The sequence below is a fragment of the Spectribacter acetivorans genome (genome assembly GCF_031846305.1).
Classification (GTDB): domain Bacteria; phylum Pseudomonadota; class Gammaproteobacteria; order Nevskiales; family Salinisphaeraceae; genus Spectribacter; species Spectribacter acetivorans.
Genome location: NZ_JAVRHY010000007.1, coordinates 85,565 through 102,144 on the forward strand (window position 1 = coordinate 85,565; position 16,580 = coordinate 102,144).

At 66.0% G+C, this 16,580-nt stretch carries 17 protein-coding genes; 14 read left to right on the top strand and 3 right to left on the bottom strand.

The genetic code is table 11. The features are described from left to right. Window positions 1-9: 9 nt before the first annotated feature. Window positions 10-1,647, top strand: coding sequence for a SulP family inorganic anion transporter (locus RM531_RS09570; RefSeq protein WP_311658903.1), 1,638 nt, complete (start codon window positions 10-12; stop codon window positions 1,645-1,647). Between the two features lie 83 nt (window positions 1,648-1,730). Here RM531_RS09570 and fadA read toward each other — a convergent pair whose 3' ends face one another. After that, window positions 1,731-2,891: an acetyl-CoA C-acyltransferase FadA gene (fadA, locus tag RM531_RS09575; protein WP_311658904.1), complete on the bottom strand. Its 1,161-nt coding sequence runs from the start codon at window positions 2,889-2,891 to the stop codon at window positions 1,731-1,733. Between the two features lie 140 nt (window positions 2,892-3,031). Continuing rightward, complete coding sequence (gene fadB, locus RM531_RS09580; protein WP_311658905.1) at window positions 3,032-5,179, bottom strand: fatty acid oxidation complex subunit alpha FadB; 2,148 nt, start codon at window positions 5,177-5,179, stop codon at window positions 3,032-3,034. Window positions 5,180-5,624: 445 nt separating this feature from the next. Here fadB and RM531_RS09585 point away from each other — a divergent pair, with 445 nt between their 5' ends. From RM531_RS09585 to RM531_RS09645, 13 genes are all read left to right on the top strand, one after another. Beyond that, complete coding sequence (locus tag RM531_RS09585) at window positions 5,625-6,314, top strand: phasin family protein (protein WP_311658906.1); 690 nt, start codon at window positions 5,625-5,627, stop codon at window positions 6,312-6,314. 84 nt (window positions 6,315-6,398) lie between these two features. Further along, complete coding sequence (locus RM531_RS09590; protein ID WP_311658907.1) at window positions 6,399-7,334, top strand: ArsR/SmtB family transcription factor; 936 nt, start codon at window positions 6,399-6,401, stop codon at window positions 7,332-7,334. Then, a complete protein-coding gene (locus RM531_RS09595) occupies window positions 7,331-8,038 on the top strand; it encodes a TVP38/TMEM64 family protein (RefSeq protein ID WP_311658908.1) in 708 nt (235 codons plus the stop codon). The genes RM531_RS09590 and RM531_RS09595 overlap by 4 nt, the downstream gene beginning before the upstream one ends. Before the next feature lie 81 nt (window positions 8,039-8,119). Continuing rightward, the gene (locus tag RM531_RS09600) at window positions 8,120-8,614 is read left to right on the top strand and encodes a Na+/H+ antiporter subunit E (RefSeq protein ID WP_311658909.1); all 495 of its coding nucleotides are present in this window, start codon (window positions 8,120-8,122) and stop codon (window positions 8,612-8,614) included. Next, complete coding sequence (locus RM531_RS09605; RefSeq protein WP_311653045.1) at window positions 8,614-8,901, top strand: MrpF/PhaF family protein; 288 nt, start codon at window positions 8,614-8,616, stop codon at window positions 8,899-8,901. Before RM531_RS09600 ends, RM531_RS09605 begins: the two co-directional genes overlap by 1 nt. After that, the gene (gene mnhG / locus RM531_RS09610; RefSeq protein ID WP_311658910.1) at window positions 8,901-9,218 is read left to right on the top strand and encodes a monovalent cation/H(+) antiporter subunit G; all 318 of its coding nucleotides are present in this window, start codon (window positions 8,901-8,903) and stop codon (window positions 9,216-9,218) included. Before RM531_RS09605 ends, mnhG begins: the two co-directional genes overlap by 1 nt. Continuing rightward, window positions 9,211-9,762, top strand: coding sequence for a DUF4040 domain-containing protein (locus RM531_RS09615; RefSeq protein ID WP_311658911.1), 552 nt, complete (start codon window positions 9,211-9,213; stop codon window positions 9,760-9,762). Before mnhG ends, RM531_RS09615 begins: the two co-directional genes overlap by 8 nt. After that, entirely contained in the window at window positions 9,759-10,196 is a 438-nt protein-coding gene (locus tag RM531_RS09620; protein ID WP_311653040.1) for a Na(+)/H(+) antiporter subunit B, read from the top strand. Before RM531_RS09615 ends, RM531_RS09620 begins: the two co-directional genes overlap by 4 nt. Continuing rightward, the gene (locus RM531_RS09625) at window positions 10,193-10,582 is read left to right on the top strand and encodes a cation:proton antiporter subunit C (protein ID WP_311658913.1); all 390 of its coding nucleotides are present in this window, start codon (window positions 10,193-10,195) and stop codon (window positions 10,580-10,582) included. The genes RM531_RS09620 and RM531_RS09625 overlap by 4 nt, the downstream gene beginning before the upstream one ends. Continuing rightward, on the top strand, window positions 10,579-12,069 hold the full coding sequence (locus RM531_RS09630; RefSeq protein ID WP_311658915.1) for a monovalent cation/H+ antiporter subunit D family protein: 1,491 nt from the start codon (window positions 10,579-10,581) through the stop codon (window positions 12,067-12,069). The genes RM531_RS09625 and RM531_RS09630 overlap by 4 nt, the downstream gene beginning before the upstream one ends. Window positions 12,070-12,089: 20 nt before the next feature. Continuing rightward, window positions 12,090-13,517 (top strand): proton-conducting transporter transmembrane domain-containing protein, encoded by a 1,428-nt coding sequence (locus tag RM531_RS09635; protein ID WP_349255428.1) that lies wholly within the window; start codon window positions 12,090-12,092, stop codon window positions 13,515-13,517. After that, a complete protein-coding gene (locus RM531_RS09640; RefSeq protein WP_311658918.1) occupies window positions 13,514-13,780 on the top strand; it encodes a hypothetical protein in 267 nt (88 codons plus the stop codon). The genes RM531_RS09635 and RM531_RS09640 overlap by 4 nt, the downstream gene beginning before the upstream one ends. Then, window positions 13,773-15,467, top strand: coding sequence for a Na(+)/H(+) antiporter subunit D (locus RM531_RS09645; RefSeq protein WP_311658920.1), 1,695 nt, complete (start codon window positions 13,773-13,775; stop codon window positions 15,465-15,467). The genes RM531_RS09640 and RM531_RS09645 overlap by 8 nt, the downstream gene beginning before the upstream one ends. A gap of 237 nt (window positions 15,468-15,704) precedes the next feature. Here RM531_RS09645 and RM531_RS09650 read toward each other — a convergent pair whose 3' ends face one another. Next, complete coding sequence (locus tag RM531_RS09650) at window positions 15,705-16,580, bottom strand: phosphoribulokinase (RefSeq protein ID WP_311658922.1); 876 nt, start codon at window positions 16,578-16,580, stop codon at window positions 15,705-15,707.

The following is a 16,580-nucleotide window of genomic DNA, read 5'->3' on the forward strand; positions in this document are numbered from 1 at the left end:
GACGATTCGATGGCCTTTCTGGATACGAGCAATCTCAAGGGCGACCTGTTCGGCGGCGTGACCGCCGGTATCGTGGCCCTGCCGCTGGCGCTGGCCTTCGGCGAGGCCTCCGGCGCCGGCCCCATCGCCGGGCTCTGGGGCGCCATCCTGGTCGGTTTCTTCGCGTCGCTGTTCGGCGGTACCGGCCCGCAGGTGACCGGCCCGACCGGGCCCATGGTGGTAGTGTTCGCGGGCGTCTACGCAAGCTTGGCCGATAATCCGGCGCTGGTGTTTACCAGTGTGGTCATGGCAGGCGGCCTGCTGGTACTGATGGGAATCCTGGGGCTGGGGCGCTACATCCGGCTGGTTCCCTACCCGGTTGTGTCAGGGTTCATGAGCGGCATCGGCTGCATCATCATCGCCCTGCAGCTGGCAAGACTGTTCGGCCACGAACCCGCGGACACCGGCACCATCCCGGCGCTGGCCGCCGTGCCCGGTGCGATCATGGCGCCCAATATCTGGGCCCTGCTGCTGGGGCTGGCCACGCTGGTCATCGTGTTCACCTGGCCGGGCAAGCTCGGCAGGTTCCTGCCGGGACCGCTGGCGGCACTGATCATCTGCTCGGTCGCCGGACTGGCGCTGCCCGGCATACCGGTCCTCGGCGATATTCCCACCGGCCTGCCCGATTTCGTGATGCCGACCTTCAGTCAGGATTCGCTGTTCGTGGTGTTCGAGGCGGCGATCATCCTGGCGGTGCTGTGCGGTATCGACAGTCTGCTGACCTCGCTGGTGGCCGACAACATGACCCGCGAGCGACACGACTCCAACAAGGAGCTGATCGGCCAGGGCATCGGCAACACGGTGGCCGGTTTCTTCGGCGCCATCCCGGGTGCCGGGGCCACCATGCGCACAGTGGTCAACATCCGCACCGGCGGCAAGACCCGGATTTCCGGCATGACGCACGCGCTGTTGCTGCTGGCGATCGTGCTGGTACTGAGCCCGCTGGCATCGCAGATTCCGCATGCCGTGCTGGCCGGCATTCTGGTCAAGGTGGGTTACGACATCATCGACTGGCGCTATCTGATGCACGCGCATCGCGGCCCGCGCTGGGATCTGGTGCTGATGGCCCTGGTGCTTGGCCTGACCGTGTTCGTCGACCTGATCACGGCGGTGGCGGTCGGCGTGGTGCTGGCGGCCCTGGCCTTCGTGAAGGAAATCGCGGACCTGCAGCTGGCCTCGCTGCAGTCGGACACCGACGACGTGGATGACGCTGAAACCGCGGAACTGCTCCGGTCCGCCGGCGGCCGGGTCACGCTGTTCGACTTTTCCGGCCCACTGAGTTTCGGCGCCGCCGCGGACCTGGGTCATCACGTGCGCGAGCGTTCCTCGGGCGAAACGAGCGTGGTGATCATGGACTTCTCGCATGTGCCGCATCTGGATGTTTCCGCGGCCAAGGCAGTGGAGACGATTGCCGAGGACGCCAACGATTACGGCCGCTCGCTGTTCATCACCGGCGCCAACCAGGAAGTCCAGGATGTGCTGGCAGCACTCGACGTCACCCAGCTGGTGCCGGCCGACCACTGGTTCACGGACCGGGTGGCGGCGCTGCGTGCCGCGATCGCGGAACTCGACGATCCGCCGACCGGAGCCGTCCCGCAGCCGGGATAAGTATCGGCCCGGCCGGAAACGAAAAAGCCCGCATGGCATGTGCCATGCGGGCTTCTTCATGCCGCCGATAATCCGTCAGGCGATCAGTTCATGCGTTCGATCACGGTCGCAATCCCCTGCCCCATGCCGATGCACATCGTGGCCAGACCCAGATTGGCATCCTTGTCCTGAAGAATGTGCGCCAGCGCGCCCGTGATGCGGGCGCCGGACGTGCCCAGCGGATGCCCCAGGGCGATCGCGCCGCCGCGGATGTTGATCACGTCCTGACGATCCTCGAGCTGCATCTCTCGCAGCACCGCCAGGCTCTGGGCGGCAAAGGCTTCGTTGAGCTCGAAGTAGTCCATGTCGGCCAGCGACACGCCGGCCCGTTCCAGCGCCTTCTTGCTGGCCGGGACGGGACCGCGGCCCATGATCGAGGGGTCGCAACCGGCCACTGCCATGCCGCGGATGCGGGCCATCGGGGTCAGGCCCAGGGCTTTCGCCTTGTCAGCGGACATCACCAGGACCGCCGCCGCCCCGTCGGAAATGGCCGAGGCATTGCCCGCGGTTACCGACCCTTTCGGATTGAACGCGGGCCGCAGGGCCGCCAGGGATTCCACGTTGGCGTCGGCCCGCACCACTTCGTCGGCGTCGCATTGCTGGGCGAAACCGTTGGCATCATGACCGGCCATCGGCACGATCTCGTCGGCAAAGCTGCCGTCCTGGTTGGCCTGATGCGCCCGCTGATGTGACTGCACCGCGAACGCATCCTGCGCTTCACGCGTGACGTTGTGCATGGTGCCGAGCATCTCGGCGGTCAGGCCCATCATGCCGGCGGCCTTGGCGGTATGGCGGGCCAGCTGCGGGTTGAAATCGATGCCGTGGGTCATCGGCACATGGCCCATGTGCTCGACCCCGCCGCAGATATACACGCCATCATGACCGCTCTGGATGGCCCCGGCGGCGGTATGGATGGCCTGCATCGAGGAACCGCACAGCCGGTTGACCGTCTGCCCCGGTACCTCGTGCGGCAGGCCGGCCAGCAGCGCGGCGTTGCGGGCGATATTGAAACCCTGTTCCAGGGTCTGCTGCACGCAACCCCAGATCACGTCCTCGACGGCATCCGGCTCGACCGCTTCGTTGCGGGCCAGCAGTGCCTTGATCAGATCAGCCGACAGCGTTTCGGCCCGCACGTTGCGGAACATGCCGCCCTTGGAACGGCCCATGGCGCTGCGAACCGCGTCGACAATGACTACATCCTGCATAGGGTTCTCCTGTTTCGGCTAGTTGCCGAATTGAGCAAGACACCAACCGCGAAGTTCGCAAAAGACGCAAAGGTAAAGCGAGTTCCGCTTTTTCGATCAAAACCCTTTGCGAACATTGCGCCCTTTGCGGTTTGCGTTACTTACGAATAATACTGCTCACCGTTGGCCGCCATCTCGCGCATCCGCGCGGTCGGCTCGTAGAGCTTGCCGAGTTCGGCATGGGCATCCGCACGCTCGACGACGTGGGCCAGGCCCAGGCGATCGGCGTACTTCAATGCCCCGCCCCGGAACGGCGGGAAGCCGACGCCCAGCACCAGTCCCATATCCAGTTCATTGGGGGTGGCGACGATACCTTCCTCGAGACAGCGGGCCGCCTCGATGATCATCGGAATCATCATGCGTTCGACGATCTCGTCGTCGCCGGCCTCGCGGCTTCCGTCCGGCTGCACCTTCGCCACCAGTTCGTAGGCGGCCTCGTCCACCGTCTTCTTCGGCTTGCCCTTCTTGTCCTGCTCGTACTTGTAGTAACCGGAGCCGGTCTTCTGACCGTAGCGGCCTGCTTCCACCATCACGTCCAGGGAGGACTGCGACTGCGCCTTCATCCGGTCCGGGTAACCCGCGGCCAGAACTTCCTCGACATGCTGCGAGGTATCCATGCCCACCACGTCGGACAGGTAGGCAGGGCCCATGGGCCAGCCGAATGTCTCCATCACCTTGTCGATGCGGGCAAAGTCCACGCCACCGGACACCAGCGCCTGAAATCCGAAGAAGTACGGGAACAGGATGCGGTTGACCAGAAAACCGGGGCAGTTGTTGACCACGATCGGGGTCTTGCCCAGCTTGGCGGCATACGCCACCACGGTGGCGACGGCTTCGTCGGAACTCTTGTCACCCTTGACCACTTCCACCAGCGGCATCGCATGCACCGGGTTGAAGAAGTGCATGCCGAGGAAGTTGGCGGGCCGCTTGAGCCCGGCCGCCAGATCGTCGATCGAGATCGACGACGTGTTGGAGGCAATCACGGCGTTCTCGCCGACCGCCTCCTCGGTTTCTGCAAGCACCGACTTCTTGATCTTCGGATTCTCGGTGACCGCCTCGATCACCACGTCCACGTTGCCGAATTCGGCGTAGGACAGCGTCGGCCGGATACGACCCATGCCGGCGGCCATCTTGGCGGTGTCCATCTTGCCGCGGGAGACGCGCTTGTCGAAGTGCTTGGCCGCCTCGTCGAGACCCTGCTGCAGCGCATTCTCGGCGATATCCTTCATGGTGATCGGCACGCCCTTGAGAGCCGACTGATAGGCGATGCCGCCGCCCATGATGCCGGCGCCAAGAACGGCCGCCTGATTGACATCCCGGGCGATCTTGCCGTGCCCCTTGTTCTTGCGCTTGATCAGCTGGTCGTTGAGGAACAGCCCGATCAAGGCGTCCGCTTCCGGCGTGCGGGCCACCGCGAGGAAACCCTTGCCCTCTTCGGCGAGCGCGTCGTCGCGGGTCATGCCGGCCGCCGCCTGGATGCGCTTGACCGCTTCCACCGGGGCCGGGTACTGGCCCTTGGACTGCTGGGCGACATAACCCTTGGCGGTCTCGAACGACATCATCGCCTCGACCTGGTTCAGACCCAGCGCCGCCTTCTTCTGAGCGTTGCGGGCCTGCCAGTCGAAGTCGCCGGCAATCGCCTTGGCCAGCAGATCGCGGGCAGCGGCCTCGACCTGATCATCCGCGACGACCGCGTCCACCGCGCCCAGCTTCAGGGCGGCATCGGCACGGTTCTGACTACCGGTACAGATCCATTCCACCGCGTTGTCGGCACCCACCAGCCGCGGGAAGCGCACGGTACCGCCGAACCCCGGAATGATGCCGAGCTTCACCTCGGGAAAGCCGATCTGCGCGGACTGGGCCATCACGCGGTAGTCGGTGGCCAGACACATCTCGAAACCGCCGCCGAGCGCCAGCCCGTTGATGGCGGTCACCGTGGGTACGCCAAGGTCCTCGATCGCGTTGAAGACGTCGTTCGATGCCTTCATGCCGGCCAGGAATTCGTCGTCCGGCTGCTTGAACATCTCGCCGAACTCGGTGATGTCGGCGCCGACGATGAACACCGGCTTGCCACTGGTCACCACCACGCCCTGCAGGCCATCGGCCTGCTTCAGCGCCGCGGCGGCCTCGCCCAGCTCGCGCACGGTGGCCGCATCGAACTTGTTGACGGATTCGTCGGCGGCGTCGAACCGCAAATCGGCGATACCGTCGGCCAGCGTGACCGACAGCTTCGATCCCTCATAAACCATGATTGCGTCTCCCGCGAGTCTGTATGGATAACCGGGCGCCAACGCGCCGGGCGGGCCCGCTTGTCACGGACCTCATCGTCGTGCTTTTTCGCGCACCATACTCTAGCGTATTGCGGCAGCGCACACAATCAGGCCGTCGGCGTCTCACCGTCGGCCTCATCGGCATTCCCATGCGGGCCGGTGCGCCTGATTGAACATTTGTCCGATCGCATCTGCCAGCAGCACCGGCGGGCAGCCGCACCCGGTCCGGCCGACGGCCGACCAACCTGTCCATGTCCGGTAATCATGCTGCCCGACCCAGCTTTTCCAGCCGACACGGGCCCCGTCGACGGGGTCGGAACTGCTCCGGCGGAGATCGTTCAAGGCTTGATTTAACCGGCTTTTGACAGCGTCCGGGGGCCGGCCTACACTCAAATCGCACTTACCACGCCGGGAGACAGGGCTGATGGCAAAAAAAGAGAGTCGCGCGACGCAGCTTCGCAAGGAAGTCGACAAGCTGCGCAAGAGTTACACGAAGGCGATGACGTCGACCAACAAGGCGGTTTTCGACGGCATCGAGCGCCTGGCCGAGCACGAGCTCAATGCCATCAAGAAGCACTACGAGGAAGCGCTCAAGAACATCAAGTCGCTGCGCAAGGGCGGCGACCCGCGTGACATCGCGACATCCCAGCTTCGGCTGATGCAGGACACCATCGACCGCATCATGGCCAACGCCCGCGAAAGCCTGCAGATTCTCGACAAGACGCGCCAGCAGATCAACGAGGAAATCCGCAAGAGCCTCAACGACACGGGCCAGGCGGCAACCGGCGCCAAGAAGACCGCCACCGGTAAGTCGACTGCAACGAAGTCTTCCGGGACCCGCTCGACGACCCGGCGCAGCACCGCCAAGACGGCGACGAAGTCGACCGCCCGCAAGTCCGGCACCACGGCCCGCTCCACCGCCAAGCGCAGCACCGCGGCAAGCAAGACCGACGGCACTGCCCGCAAGAGCACGTCGACGACCAAGCGGTCCACCACCGCCAGAAAGCCCGCGGCCCGCAAGACCACAACCGCGCGCAAGTCGACGACCGCCCGCAAGACCAGCCCGGCGAGCAAGAGCGGAAGCGGCGGTTCGGGTACCAAGTCGACCAGCTGACACCACCAAACGGCTTGTTCTCACTGACGGGCCGCCTTGCGAGGCGGCCCGTTTCGTTCCCGACCGACGACCGCACCAACGCCCTTGCTCGATCTCGACCATGGTTCCCAGCTGCTCCGGCTCATTGGTGAGCCCACCCGTCTGCGGCTGCTGCTGATCCTGGAGGCGGAACCGCTCACGGTGGCCGAGCTCACCGCGGTCACCGGCCTGTCGCAAAGCCGCGTTTCCACCCATCTCGGTCGTCTGCGCCGGGGTGGGCTGGTCAAGGAATACGGCCAGCGCACGCGGGCATTGCTGACGGTGGATCCCGCGTCCTTCGACGACCGGGCCCGGCAGCTCTGGCAGGTGCTGGCCGAGAACATCGACGATGCCCGACTGCACCAGGACCGGGAGCAGGCCCGGGAGATCGCCCGCCGCCGCCAGGTCCGCCCCTCCTGGGCCGAGTCCGCGGCCGGCAGCATGGAACGCCAGTACTCCCCCGGCCGCACCTGGGAAGCCACCACGCGGGCCCTGATTGGGCTGCTCACGCTGGGCGACGTGCTGGACGTGGCCTCGGGCGACGGCGTGCTGGCGGAACTGCTCGGCAATCAGGCCCGCTCGGTAACCTGCTTCGACTACAGCCGCACGGTGCTCGCCGCGGCCCGGCGGCGGCTGGCGCAGCGCGCGAACATCCGCTTCGAACTGGGCGACATGCACGACCTGTCCATGGCCGACGCGTCGTACGATCAGGTCTTCGTGATGCATGCGCTGACCTTTACCGACCAGCCCGGACGGGTGATCGCCGAGGCCGCACGGGTACTCCGGCCGGGCGGCGATCTGGTGCTGGCCACCCTGGCCGAACACGAACATGGTGCCACGGTGGCCGCCTACGACCACGTCAATCTCGGCTTTTCCCGCGCCGCGCTGCTGGACTGGACCGCCGAGGCGGGGCTGGATGTTCGCTACTGCGACCTGAGTTCCCGCGAGGCGCGGCCACCCTATTTCGAGGTGCTCACACTGATTGCCACCAAGCCAGCATGATCGGTGTATCCGCCCGGACCAAGTGGATCGCCGGTCTGGTCTGGCTACTGGCGCTGGCCGCGGGGCTGGGCTGGGGCTGGTCGCGGGGCCTGTCCACGCCGGAAATCCTGGTCGCCGTGCATCAGGTGATATCCACCCATCCTCTGGCGCCGCTGGTGTTCGTCGTGATCTACACGCTGCGGGCATTCACGTTCTTTCCGGCCATGTTCCTGACCATCGCGGCGGGCAGTCTGTTCGGCTTCTGGGTGGGGCTGCTGGCCACGTTGTTCGGAGAGAATTTCTCGGCTCATACCGCCTACGGCATCGCGAGTTTCTTCGGCACCGGCAGTGCCGATGACGACAAGGCCGGACAACGCCTGGCACCCCTGCGGCGGGCCCTTCGGGTTCACGCCTTTCCCACCGTTCTGACCCTGCGGGCCAGTTATCTGCCGTTCGATCTGGTGAACTTCGGCTGCGGTCTGCTGCGGGTGCCCTGGCCGGGCTTCGCGCTGGGGACGCTAATCGGCCTGCTGCCGCCGATGATCACGTTCGTGAGCTTCGGCGCGTCGGTGGAATTCGAGGCCTTCACGGCCAATCTGGATGACTTCCGGCCGGCCAGCCTGTTCAATAAAACGCAATTGCTGGTGTCCGTCGCGCTGCTGGCCGCCAGTGCCGTCATCGTCTGGTTTGCCAGGGCGCATCAGCGGCATCTGACTCGACACTGACGCCGCGTTGACGCGCCCCGGCCTGCTGGCTACAGTCGCGGGCTTGCGATGCATCCGGGGGAGCGGCGTCAAGCCGGCATCATGCAGCGATACAGTGTCAGTCTCGGCGCGGTTCTGGTGGCTCTCTGGCTGCTGCTGTCCGGGCATTATTCCGCCCTGCTGCTGGGCTTCGGCGCCGCCAGCTGCCTGTTGGTGCTATGGCTCGCCCGCCGGATGGGCGCAGTGGACGCGGAAACCCAGCCGCTCTACCTGATGCGTCATCTGCCCGGCTACTGGCTGTGGCTGATGGCGCAGATTGCGCGTTCGAATATCGACGTCATCCGGCGGGTGCTGCGTGGCCACAACGCCATCTCCCCCACCATGGAGACGGTACAGGTATCCGGCCGCACCGAGCTGGCACAGACCATCCTGGCCAACTCGATCACCCTCACGCCGGGCACGGTCTCGGTGGACGCGCGGCGCAACACGATCACCGTGCATGCCATCTCGGCCGAGGGCGCGGCCGATCTCAACGGCGGCGAGATGGATCAGCGGGTACGTGGCCTGGAGACCCGCGAGCCGGGGTACCACCGCTGATGTTCGCTGCCGCCATGGCCGGGGTCGCGGTCACCATGCTGTTGCTGCTGATCCGGGCGTTGCTGGGCCCCACCGTGTACGACCGCATCCTGGCGGTGAACGTATTCGGTACCAAGACCGTGCTGCTGATCGCGGTGCTCGGCTTCCTGGACGGTCGCCCCGAATTCCTGGACGTGGCCCTGGTGTATGCGCTGATCAACTTCATCGGCACGGTGGCGGTGCTCAAGTTCATGCAGTACGGGGATCTGGGCTGGGGCGAGTCCGATCATCCCGACGGGGACGTGTGATGGCGCTGCTGCTGGACATCGCCAGCTGGCTGCTCCTGCTGAGCGGCGCGCTGGTCGCGGTGATCGGCGGTGTCGGCATGCTGCGGCTGCCGGATGTCTATACCCGGATGCACGCGGCCTCGGTCACCGACACCGGCGGCATGATCCTGATCCTCAGCGGGCTGCTGCTACAGGCGCCGCACTGGCTGGTCGCGGTCAAGCTGCTGCTGGTAGCGCTGTTCCTGCTGCTGACCAGCCCCACCGCCGCCAACGCCCTGGCCAATGCGGCGATCCAGGACGGCATCAAGCCGATGCTGGGAGGGCAGCGGCGTGGATGATCTGATGATCGAAGCCCTCACCCTGGTTCTGCTCACCCTGCTGGCGGTGACCGGTCTGGCGATCGCCCGCCTGCGAAACCTGTTCGCGGCGGCCATGCTCACCGGACTGTTCAGCCTGCTGTCGGCCAGTGTGTTCATGGCGCTGGATGCCGTGGACGTGGCATTTACCGAGGCGTCCGTGGGCGCCGGCATTACCACCGTGCTGATGCTCGGGGCTCTTGCCCTGACCCGTGGTCGCGAGAAAACCGTCACCAAGATGCGCACGGCCCAGGCGCTGCTGGTGACCGGCGTCACCGGCGCGGCGCTGGTCTACGCCACCCTGGATATGCCGCATTTCGGCCAGCCCGACACGCCGGTACACACACATCCAGTGCGCGCGCACTACCTGGAAGCCAGCGAAAAGGAAATCCACATCCCGAACGCGGTGACGTCGGTGCTGGCCAGCTATCGCGGCTATGACACCCTCGGCGAAGTCACGGTGATCTTCACCGCCGGAATCGGCGTGTTCGTATTGCTGGGCACCGCCCGGAGGCGCCGGCGATGACCGAGCACACCATCCTGCGCGTGGTCGCCAAGCTGACCATTCCCTTCATCCTGCTGTTCGCACTTTACGTGCAGTTCCACGGGGAATACGGCCCCGGCGGCGGTTTTCAGGCCGGCGTGATCTTCGCGGCTGGCATCATTCTCTACACGCTGATTTTCGGGCTCGACGAGGCCCGCCGCGTGATTCCGCCCTGGGCGGTACGCGCGCTGATCTCGGGCGGGGTGCTGATCTACGCCGGCACCGGCGTGGCCTGCATGCTGCTGGGCGGGGACTTTCTCGACTATAACGTGCTCGCCCACAAACCGGCGCATGGCCAGCATCTCGGCATCATCCTGGTGGAGCTGGGGGTGGGTGTCACCGTCACCGGCGGCATGATCGGCATCTTCTTCGTGTTTGCCGGACGTGGCCGGCGCCGGGAGGGGACGGTCGAATGAGCACCTTCCTCGGGCTCTACAACTACTGGATCGTGGTCCTGCTGATGATGATCGGGTTCTATATCGTCATCGGTCACGACAACCTGATGAAGAAGCTCATCGGTCTGAACCTGTTCCAGACCTCGGTATTCATCATGTACATCAGCGCCGGCGCCATTGACGGCGCTACCGCGCCTATTTTGGGGAATGTCGACGCCCCCTACGCCCACCCGCTGCCGCACGTGCTCATCCTCACCGCCATCGTGGTGGGGGTAGCCACCACCGCGCTGGGAGTGGCGCTGGTGGTGCGCATTCACGAAGCCTACGACAGTCTCGACGAGAGCGAGATTATTGCCGCCTGCGATACCGGTGACGAGCCGGCTGGCGAGCACCGCGACAACGCATGATCGCGCACTTCTTTGCCCAGCTGCCGGCCCTGCCGGTGATTCTGCCGCTGCTGGCGGCCCCGCTGTGCGTGCTGCTGCGGCACGCCACCCTGGCCTGGCTGACCTACTGCACCGTGAGCCTGGCGGTATTCGGCATCAGCCTGCTGCTGCTGGTCCAGGTGCATGTGGGAATCCCGATCTCCTACGCCATGGGCGGCTGGGCGCCGCCGGTGGGGATCGAGCTGCGTGTCGACACGCTCAACGCCTTCGTTCTGGTGCTGGTATCGGGCATTGCCGCCGTGCTCGGGCCATACACCCGGGCCAGCGTAGCCGCGGAACTGCCAGCGGAGCGGGCCTATCTGTTCTATGCGCTGATGCTGCTGACCCTGTGTGGTCTGCTCGGCATCACCATAACCGGGGATGCGTTCAATCTGTTCGTGTTCCTGGAAATCTCGTCGCTGTCGTCCTATGCGCTGATCGCGCTGGGCACCAAACGCCGCGCCCTTCTGGCCGCCTTCCAGTATCTGGTGATGGGCACCATCGGGGGAACCTTCCTGCTGATCGGCATCGGTCTGCTCTACATCATGACCGGCACGCTCAACATGGCCGATCTGGCCGAGCGGCTGCCAGCCGTGGCCGACACCCGCACGGTGGAGGCGGGGCTGGCCTTCATCGTGGTAGGGGCCAGTATCAAGCTGGCGCTGTTTCCGCTGCATGCCTGGCTGCCGGACGGCTACGCCTACGCGCCGTCGGCGGTCAGCGCGTTCCTGGCGGCGACCGCGACCAAGGTAGCGGCCTACGTGCTGATCCGCTTCATCTATACCGTATTCGGTGCTACCTACGCCTTCGGGCAGCTCCCGCTGGGCGAGATTCTCGCGCTGCTGGCGGTGGCGGCGATGCTGTACGGATCACTGGCGGCCATTTTCGCCAGCGACGTCAAGCGGCTGCTGGCCTGGTCGAGCGTGGCCCAGATCGGCTACATCGTGCTGGGCGTCGCGCTGGCCACGCCCGCGGGGCTGACCGCCGCCATCCTGCACATGCTCAACCACGGCGTCATCAAGGGGGCGCTGTTCTGCGCCGCCGGCGCCCTGTTCTGGCGCCTGCACCGCAGTGATCTTGCCTCGCTGGCCGGGGCAGCCCGCGCCATGCCATGGACCTCGGCGGCATTCCTGGCCGCCGGCCTAAGCCTGATCGGGGTGCCCGCCACGGCCGGTTTCATCAGCAAGTGGTACCTGCTGGCTGCCCTGTTCGAGGCCCAGCAGGGCTGGCTGGCCGCGGCGGTGCTGATCAGTTCGCTGATGGCGGTGATCTACATCGGCCGGGTGGCCGAGCTGCTGTACCTGCGTCCGGCCCCGGACAATGTGCCCGCGCCGACCGAGGCGCCCACCGCCATGCTGGCCGCCACCTGGACGCTGGTACTCGTGAACATCGGACTCGGGCTGTACAGCACACCGGTGGTCGACGTGGTCCGGTCGGCGGCGGCCAGCCTGACTGGGGGCGGCGCGTGACAATTGCCCTGCCCTGGCTGATGGCGCTACCCGCCGCCGGCGCGCTCGGCGTGATGGCCCTCGGCCGCTGGCCCAATCTGCGCGATGGTCTGAGCGTGGTGACCGCCCTCCTGCTGTTCGCGGCGGCATGCAGCTGGCTGGGACCGGTCCTCGACGGGGCACGCCCCGCCGTCACGCTGATCCCGATCCTGCCGGGTCTGTCATTGAGCCTGGCGCTGGAACCGCTGGGGCTGCTGTTCGCGCTGGTGGCCTCGGGGCTGTGGATCGTCACCGCGATCTATGCCATCGGCTACATGCGCGGCAACGACGAGCACAACCAGACCCGCTTCTTCGCCTGCTTCGCCCTGGCGCTGGCGGCGGCCATGGGCATCGCGCTGGCAGGCAACCTGCTGACGCTGTTCCTGTTCTACGAGATGCTCACGCTGTCCACCTACCCGCTGGTGGCGCACAAGGGCAACGACGACGCCCGGGCCGGCGGGCGGACCTATCTCGGGGTGCTGCTGACCACCTCCATCGGTCTGCTGCTGCCGGCCATCATCCTCACCTGGGTGGTGGCCGGCACGCTGGATTTCACTCCCGGCGGCATCCTGCAGGGGCATATCGCGCCGGCCGCCGCCGCGGGCCTGTTCGCGCTCTACCTGTTCGGCACCGGCAAGGCGGCGCTAATGCCGTTCCACCGCTGGCTGCCGGCGGCGATGGTGGCGCCCACCCCGGTGTCCGCCCTGCTGCACGCCGTTGCCGTGGTCAAGGCCGGGGTGTTCGCGGTACTCAAGATCACGGTCTACGTATTCGGCATCGACTTCGCCGCCGCCGGCGACTTCACCACCCCGATGATGTGGGTCGCCGCCTTCACCATCCTGGCCGCGTCGGTGGTGGCGCTGACCCGCGACAATCTCAAGGCCCGGCTGGCCTACTCCACCATCGGCCAGCTGGCCTACATCGTGCTCGGCGCGACCCTGGCCAACGGCATGGCCATCGCCGGCGGCGCCACCCATATCGTGATGCACGCCTTCGGCAAGATCACGCTGTTCTTCTGCGCCGGGGCGATCTACACCGCGGTGCACCGCACGCGGGTCAGTGAGCTGGACGGGCTCGGCCGGGTGATGCCCTTCACGATGGGGGCGTTCCTGGTGGCCTCGCTGTCGATCATCGGCCTGCCGCCGCTGGGCGGGGCCTGGAGCAAGTGGGCGCTGATGGTCGGGGCCGCCGATGCCGGGCAGCTGCTGATGATCGCCGTGCTGGCAATCAGCTCGCTGCTGAATATCGTCTATCTGCTGGACATCCCGGCCCGGGCCTTCTTCCGCCCTGGAACGGACCTGCCCGCCGGCCGTCAGGAGGCGCCGCTGGCCTGCGTGGTGCCGTTGTGCGTCACCGCCGCCGGCAGTGTGGTGCTGTTCTTCGTCGGCGGCCACATCCTGCAACTGCTGGCACCGGTGACCGGATCATGAGCGAAAAGCCGACAAGCACCGGCTGGCTGGAACGGGCCAGCACCGTCAACGGCATCGTCTACACGTTGTGGGCCCTGTGCGCGCTGCTGATCACGGCCGAGTTCGTCTACCACAAGCATCCCTACTTCGGCTTCGACGGCTGGTTCGGGTTCTACGCGCTGGCCGGCTTCGGCGCCTACTGCGTGATCGTGTTCTCGGCCAAGGGTCTGCGCCGCCTGATCGCGCGCGACGAGGCCTACTACGGCGAGGACGACGATGGTTGAGTGGCTGGTCAACCCCGCGCTGGTGGTGATGGCCGGCGGTCTGCTGGCCGTGGTGGCACCGCGTGCCTGGCTGGGGGCGCTGGCCGTGACCCTACCGGCGCTCGGGCTGATGCTGCTCTGGCAGCTGCCGACCGGCACCTACGCGCCGGTGACGCTGTTCGGGCTGGACCTGGTCACCATCCGCATCGACGGCCTGAGCCGCATCTGGGCCACCATCTTTCACATCGCCGGGGGGCTGGCCGGGCTTTACGCCTGGCACGTGCGGGATCGGCTGCAGCATGCCGCGGCCCTGGTCTATGCCGGCGCCGGCATCGGGGCGGTGCTGGCCGCCGATCTGGTCTCGCTGTTCATCTACTGGGAACTGACCGCCATCGCCTCGGTGTTCCTGATCTGGGCCCGGGGCACGGCCCGGTCCTATCGCGTGGGCATGCGCTATCTGGTGATCCAGATCATTTCGGGTCTGTTGCTGATGGCTGGCGCCATCATCCATTACCGCGCCACGGGCTCGCTGGCGTTCGATCATCTGGGGCTGGACACCCCCGGCGGCTGGCTGATCTTCCTGGCCTTCGGCATCAAATGCGCCTTCCCGCTGCTGCACAACTGGCTGCAGGATGCCTATCCCGAAGCCACGGTCACCGGCACGGTGGTGCTGTCGGTGTTCACCACCAAGCTGGCCGTCTATGCCCTGGCGCGGGGGTTTGCCGGCGAGGAAATCCTGATCACCATCGGGGCCATCATGACCGCGTTCCCGATCTTCTTCGCCGTGATCGAGAACGATCTGCGCCGGGTGCTGGCCTACAGCCTCAACAACCAGCTGGGGTTCATGGTGGTGGGCATCGGCATCGGCACCGAGATGGCGCTCAACGGCGCGGCCGCGCACGCCTTCGCCCATATCCTTTACAAGGCGCTGCTGTTCATGTCGATGGGCGCGGTGCTCTACCGCGTTGGCACGATCAAGGCCAGCGAGCTGGGCGGGCTGTACAAGTCGATGCCGCTGACTGCGGTGTTCTGCATCATCGGGGCGATGTCGATTTCCGCGTTCCCACTGTTTTCCGGCTTCGTGACCAAGTCGATGATCCTGACCGCCGCGGCGGTGGAGCATCACTGGATCGCCTGGCTGGTGCTGCTGTTCGCCTCGGCCGGCGTGCTCGATCATTCCGGGATCAAGGTGCCGTTCTTCTCGTTTTTCCACCACGACGTGGGCCACCGGGTAGCCGAGGCGCCCTGGAACATGCTGGCGGCGATGGGAATCACGGCATTCCTGTGCATCGCCATCGGCGTCTACCCGGCACCGCTTTACGCGATTCTGCCCTTCGCGGTGGATTACGCCCCCTATACCGCCGCCCATGTGATCACCCAGTTGCAACTGTTGCTGTTCGCGGCGCTGGCGTTCACCACGCTGTTCCGCAACGGCTGGTACCCGCCGGAAATTCCGGCCCTGAATCTGGATACCGACTGGGTCTACCGGCGGCTCGCGCCGATGTTGCTGGCGCGCATCCGATCCGCGACCGGCGATTCGCTGGACAGGCTGGGCGGCCTGGCGACGGGCGCCGGCCGCCGCGGACTGGCGTTGACCCGCCGCGTCTACCAGCCGGACGGCGTATTCGCCAGGCCCTGGGGTACCGGCATCATGACGCTGTGGGTGGCGGCCCTGCTGGCGGCCTACCTGCTGTTCTACTTCGGCTAGGGGCTGCTGAAAAAACCCGTTTTTCGGCAGGTCCCGCGCGGCACAAGGACGTACCGCCAAAATCATGCGCTGGAAGCGCTTGATTTTGGGAGCAAGCGCAAACCGCGTTTACGTGCAGCGACGCTGAAACAAGGCCAGGATGGTCTTTTTCAGCAACGCCCTAGAGCCCGTCAACAAAAAACCGGACGACCCGCAATCGGGCCGACCGGATTCAGCGGCGATAAGCGGCGGGCCGACTCAGAGCATGCGGCGGCGGGTTTCCACCAGACGCATGATCATGGGCGTCAGGATCAGCTGCATGGCCAGATCCATTTTCCCGCCCGGAATCACAATGGAGTTGGGCCGCGACATCCAGCTGCCGTGCAGCATGCTCTGCAGGTAGTTGAAGTCGATGCCGCGCGGGTTGCGGAAACGGATCACCACCATCGATTCATCCGGCGTGGGAATCCAGCGGGCGATGAACGGGTTGGACGTATCCACCGTGGGCACGCGCTGGAAGTTGATGTCGGTTTCCGAGAACTGCGGACAGATGTAGCGAATGTAATCGGGCATGCGCCGCAGGATGGTGTCGGTAATTGCCTCGGTGGTGTGGCCGCGGGCCTCGCGGTCGCGATGCAGCTTCTGCGTCCATTCCAGGTTGATCACCGGGACCACGCCGATCTTGAGGTCCGCATGCCGGGCCACGTCGACCCCTTCGGTGACCACCGCGCCATGCAGGCCCTCGTAGAACAGCAGATCGGCGTTGTCGGGGAAGTCCTCCCACTCGGTGAAGGTGCCCCGCGGCGCGGCATACATCTCCTCTTCCTCGGCATTGTGGATGTAATGCCGGGTGCGCCCGGTGCCGTTCTCGGAGAACTGCCGGAACACCGTCTCCAGGTCCTCCAGCAGATTGGCCTCGGGGCTAAAATGACTGAAGTGATCGTTACCCGCCGCTTCGGCATCGGTCGTGGCCTGCTTCATGTCGGCGCGGTTGTAGCGATGGAAGGCATCCCCCTCGATGAAGGCGGCATTGACCTTCTCGCGCCGGAAGATGTTCTCGAAGGTCTGCTTGACCGAACTCGTGCCCGAGCCGGATGAACCGGTGATGGAAATGATCGGATGCAGGGCTGACAT

Coding starts and splice junctions, on each gene's coding strand:
- RM531_RS09570 (WP_311658903.1), top strand. CDS start 10: ATGGCCTTTCTGGATACGAGCAATCTCAAGGGCGACCTGTTCGGCGGC.
- fadA (WP_311658904.1), bottom strand. CDS start 2,891: ATGCAGGATGTAGTCATTGTCGACGCGGTTCGCAGCGCCATGGGCCGT.
- fadB (WP_311658905.1), bottom strand. CDS start 5,179: ATGGTTTATGAGGGATCGAAGCTGTCGGTCACGCTGGCCGACGGTATC.
- RM531_RS09585 (WP_311658906.1), top strand. CDS start 5,625: ATGGCAAAAAAAGAGAGTCGCGCGACGCAGCTTCGCAAGGAAGTCGAC.
- RM531_RS09595 (WP_311658908.1), top strand. CDS start 7,331: ATGATCGGTGTATCCGCCCGGACCAAGTGGATCGCCGGTCTGGTCTGG.
- RM531_RS09600 (WP_311658909.1), top strand. CDS start 8,120: ATGCAGCGATACAGTGTCAGTCTCGGCGCGGTTCTGGTGGCTCTCTGG.
- RM531_RS09605 (WP_311653045.1), top strand. CDS start 8,614: ATGTTCGCTGCCGCCATGGCCGGGGTCGCGGTCACCATGCTGTTGCTG.
- mnhG (WP_311658910.1), top strand. CDS start 8,901: ATGGCGCTGCTGCTGGACATCGCCAGCTGGCTGCTCCTGCTGAGCGGC.
- RM531_RS09620 (WP_311653040.1), top strand. CDS start 9,759: ATGACCGAGCACACCATCCTGCGCGTGGTCGCCAAGCTGACCATTCCC.
- RM531_RS09625 (WP_311658913.1), top strand. CDS start 10,193: ATGAGCACCTTCCTCGGGCTCTACAACTACTGGATCGTGGTCCTGCTG.
- RM531_RS09630 (WP_311658915.1), top strand. CDS start 10,579: ATGATCGCGCACTTCTTTGCCCAGCTGCCGGCCCTGCCGGTGATTCTG.
- RM531_RS09635 (WP_349255428.1), top strand. CDS start 12,090: ATGGCGCTACCCGCCGCCGGCGCGCTCGGCGTGATGGCCCTCGGCCGC.
- RM531_RS09640 (WP_311658918.1), top strand. CDS start 13,514: ATGAGCGAAAAGCCGACAAGCACCGGCTGGCTGGAACGGGCCAGCACC.
- RM531_RS09645 (WP_311658920.1), top strand. CDS start 13,773: ATGGTTGAGTGGCTGGTCAACCCCGCGCTGGTGGTGATGGCCGGCGGT.
- RM531_RS09650 (WP_311658922.1), bottom strand. CDS start 16,580: ATGTCAGCCCTGCATCCGATCATTTCCATCACCGGTTCATCCGGCTCG.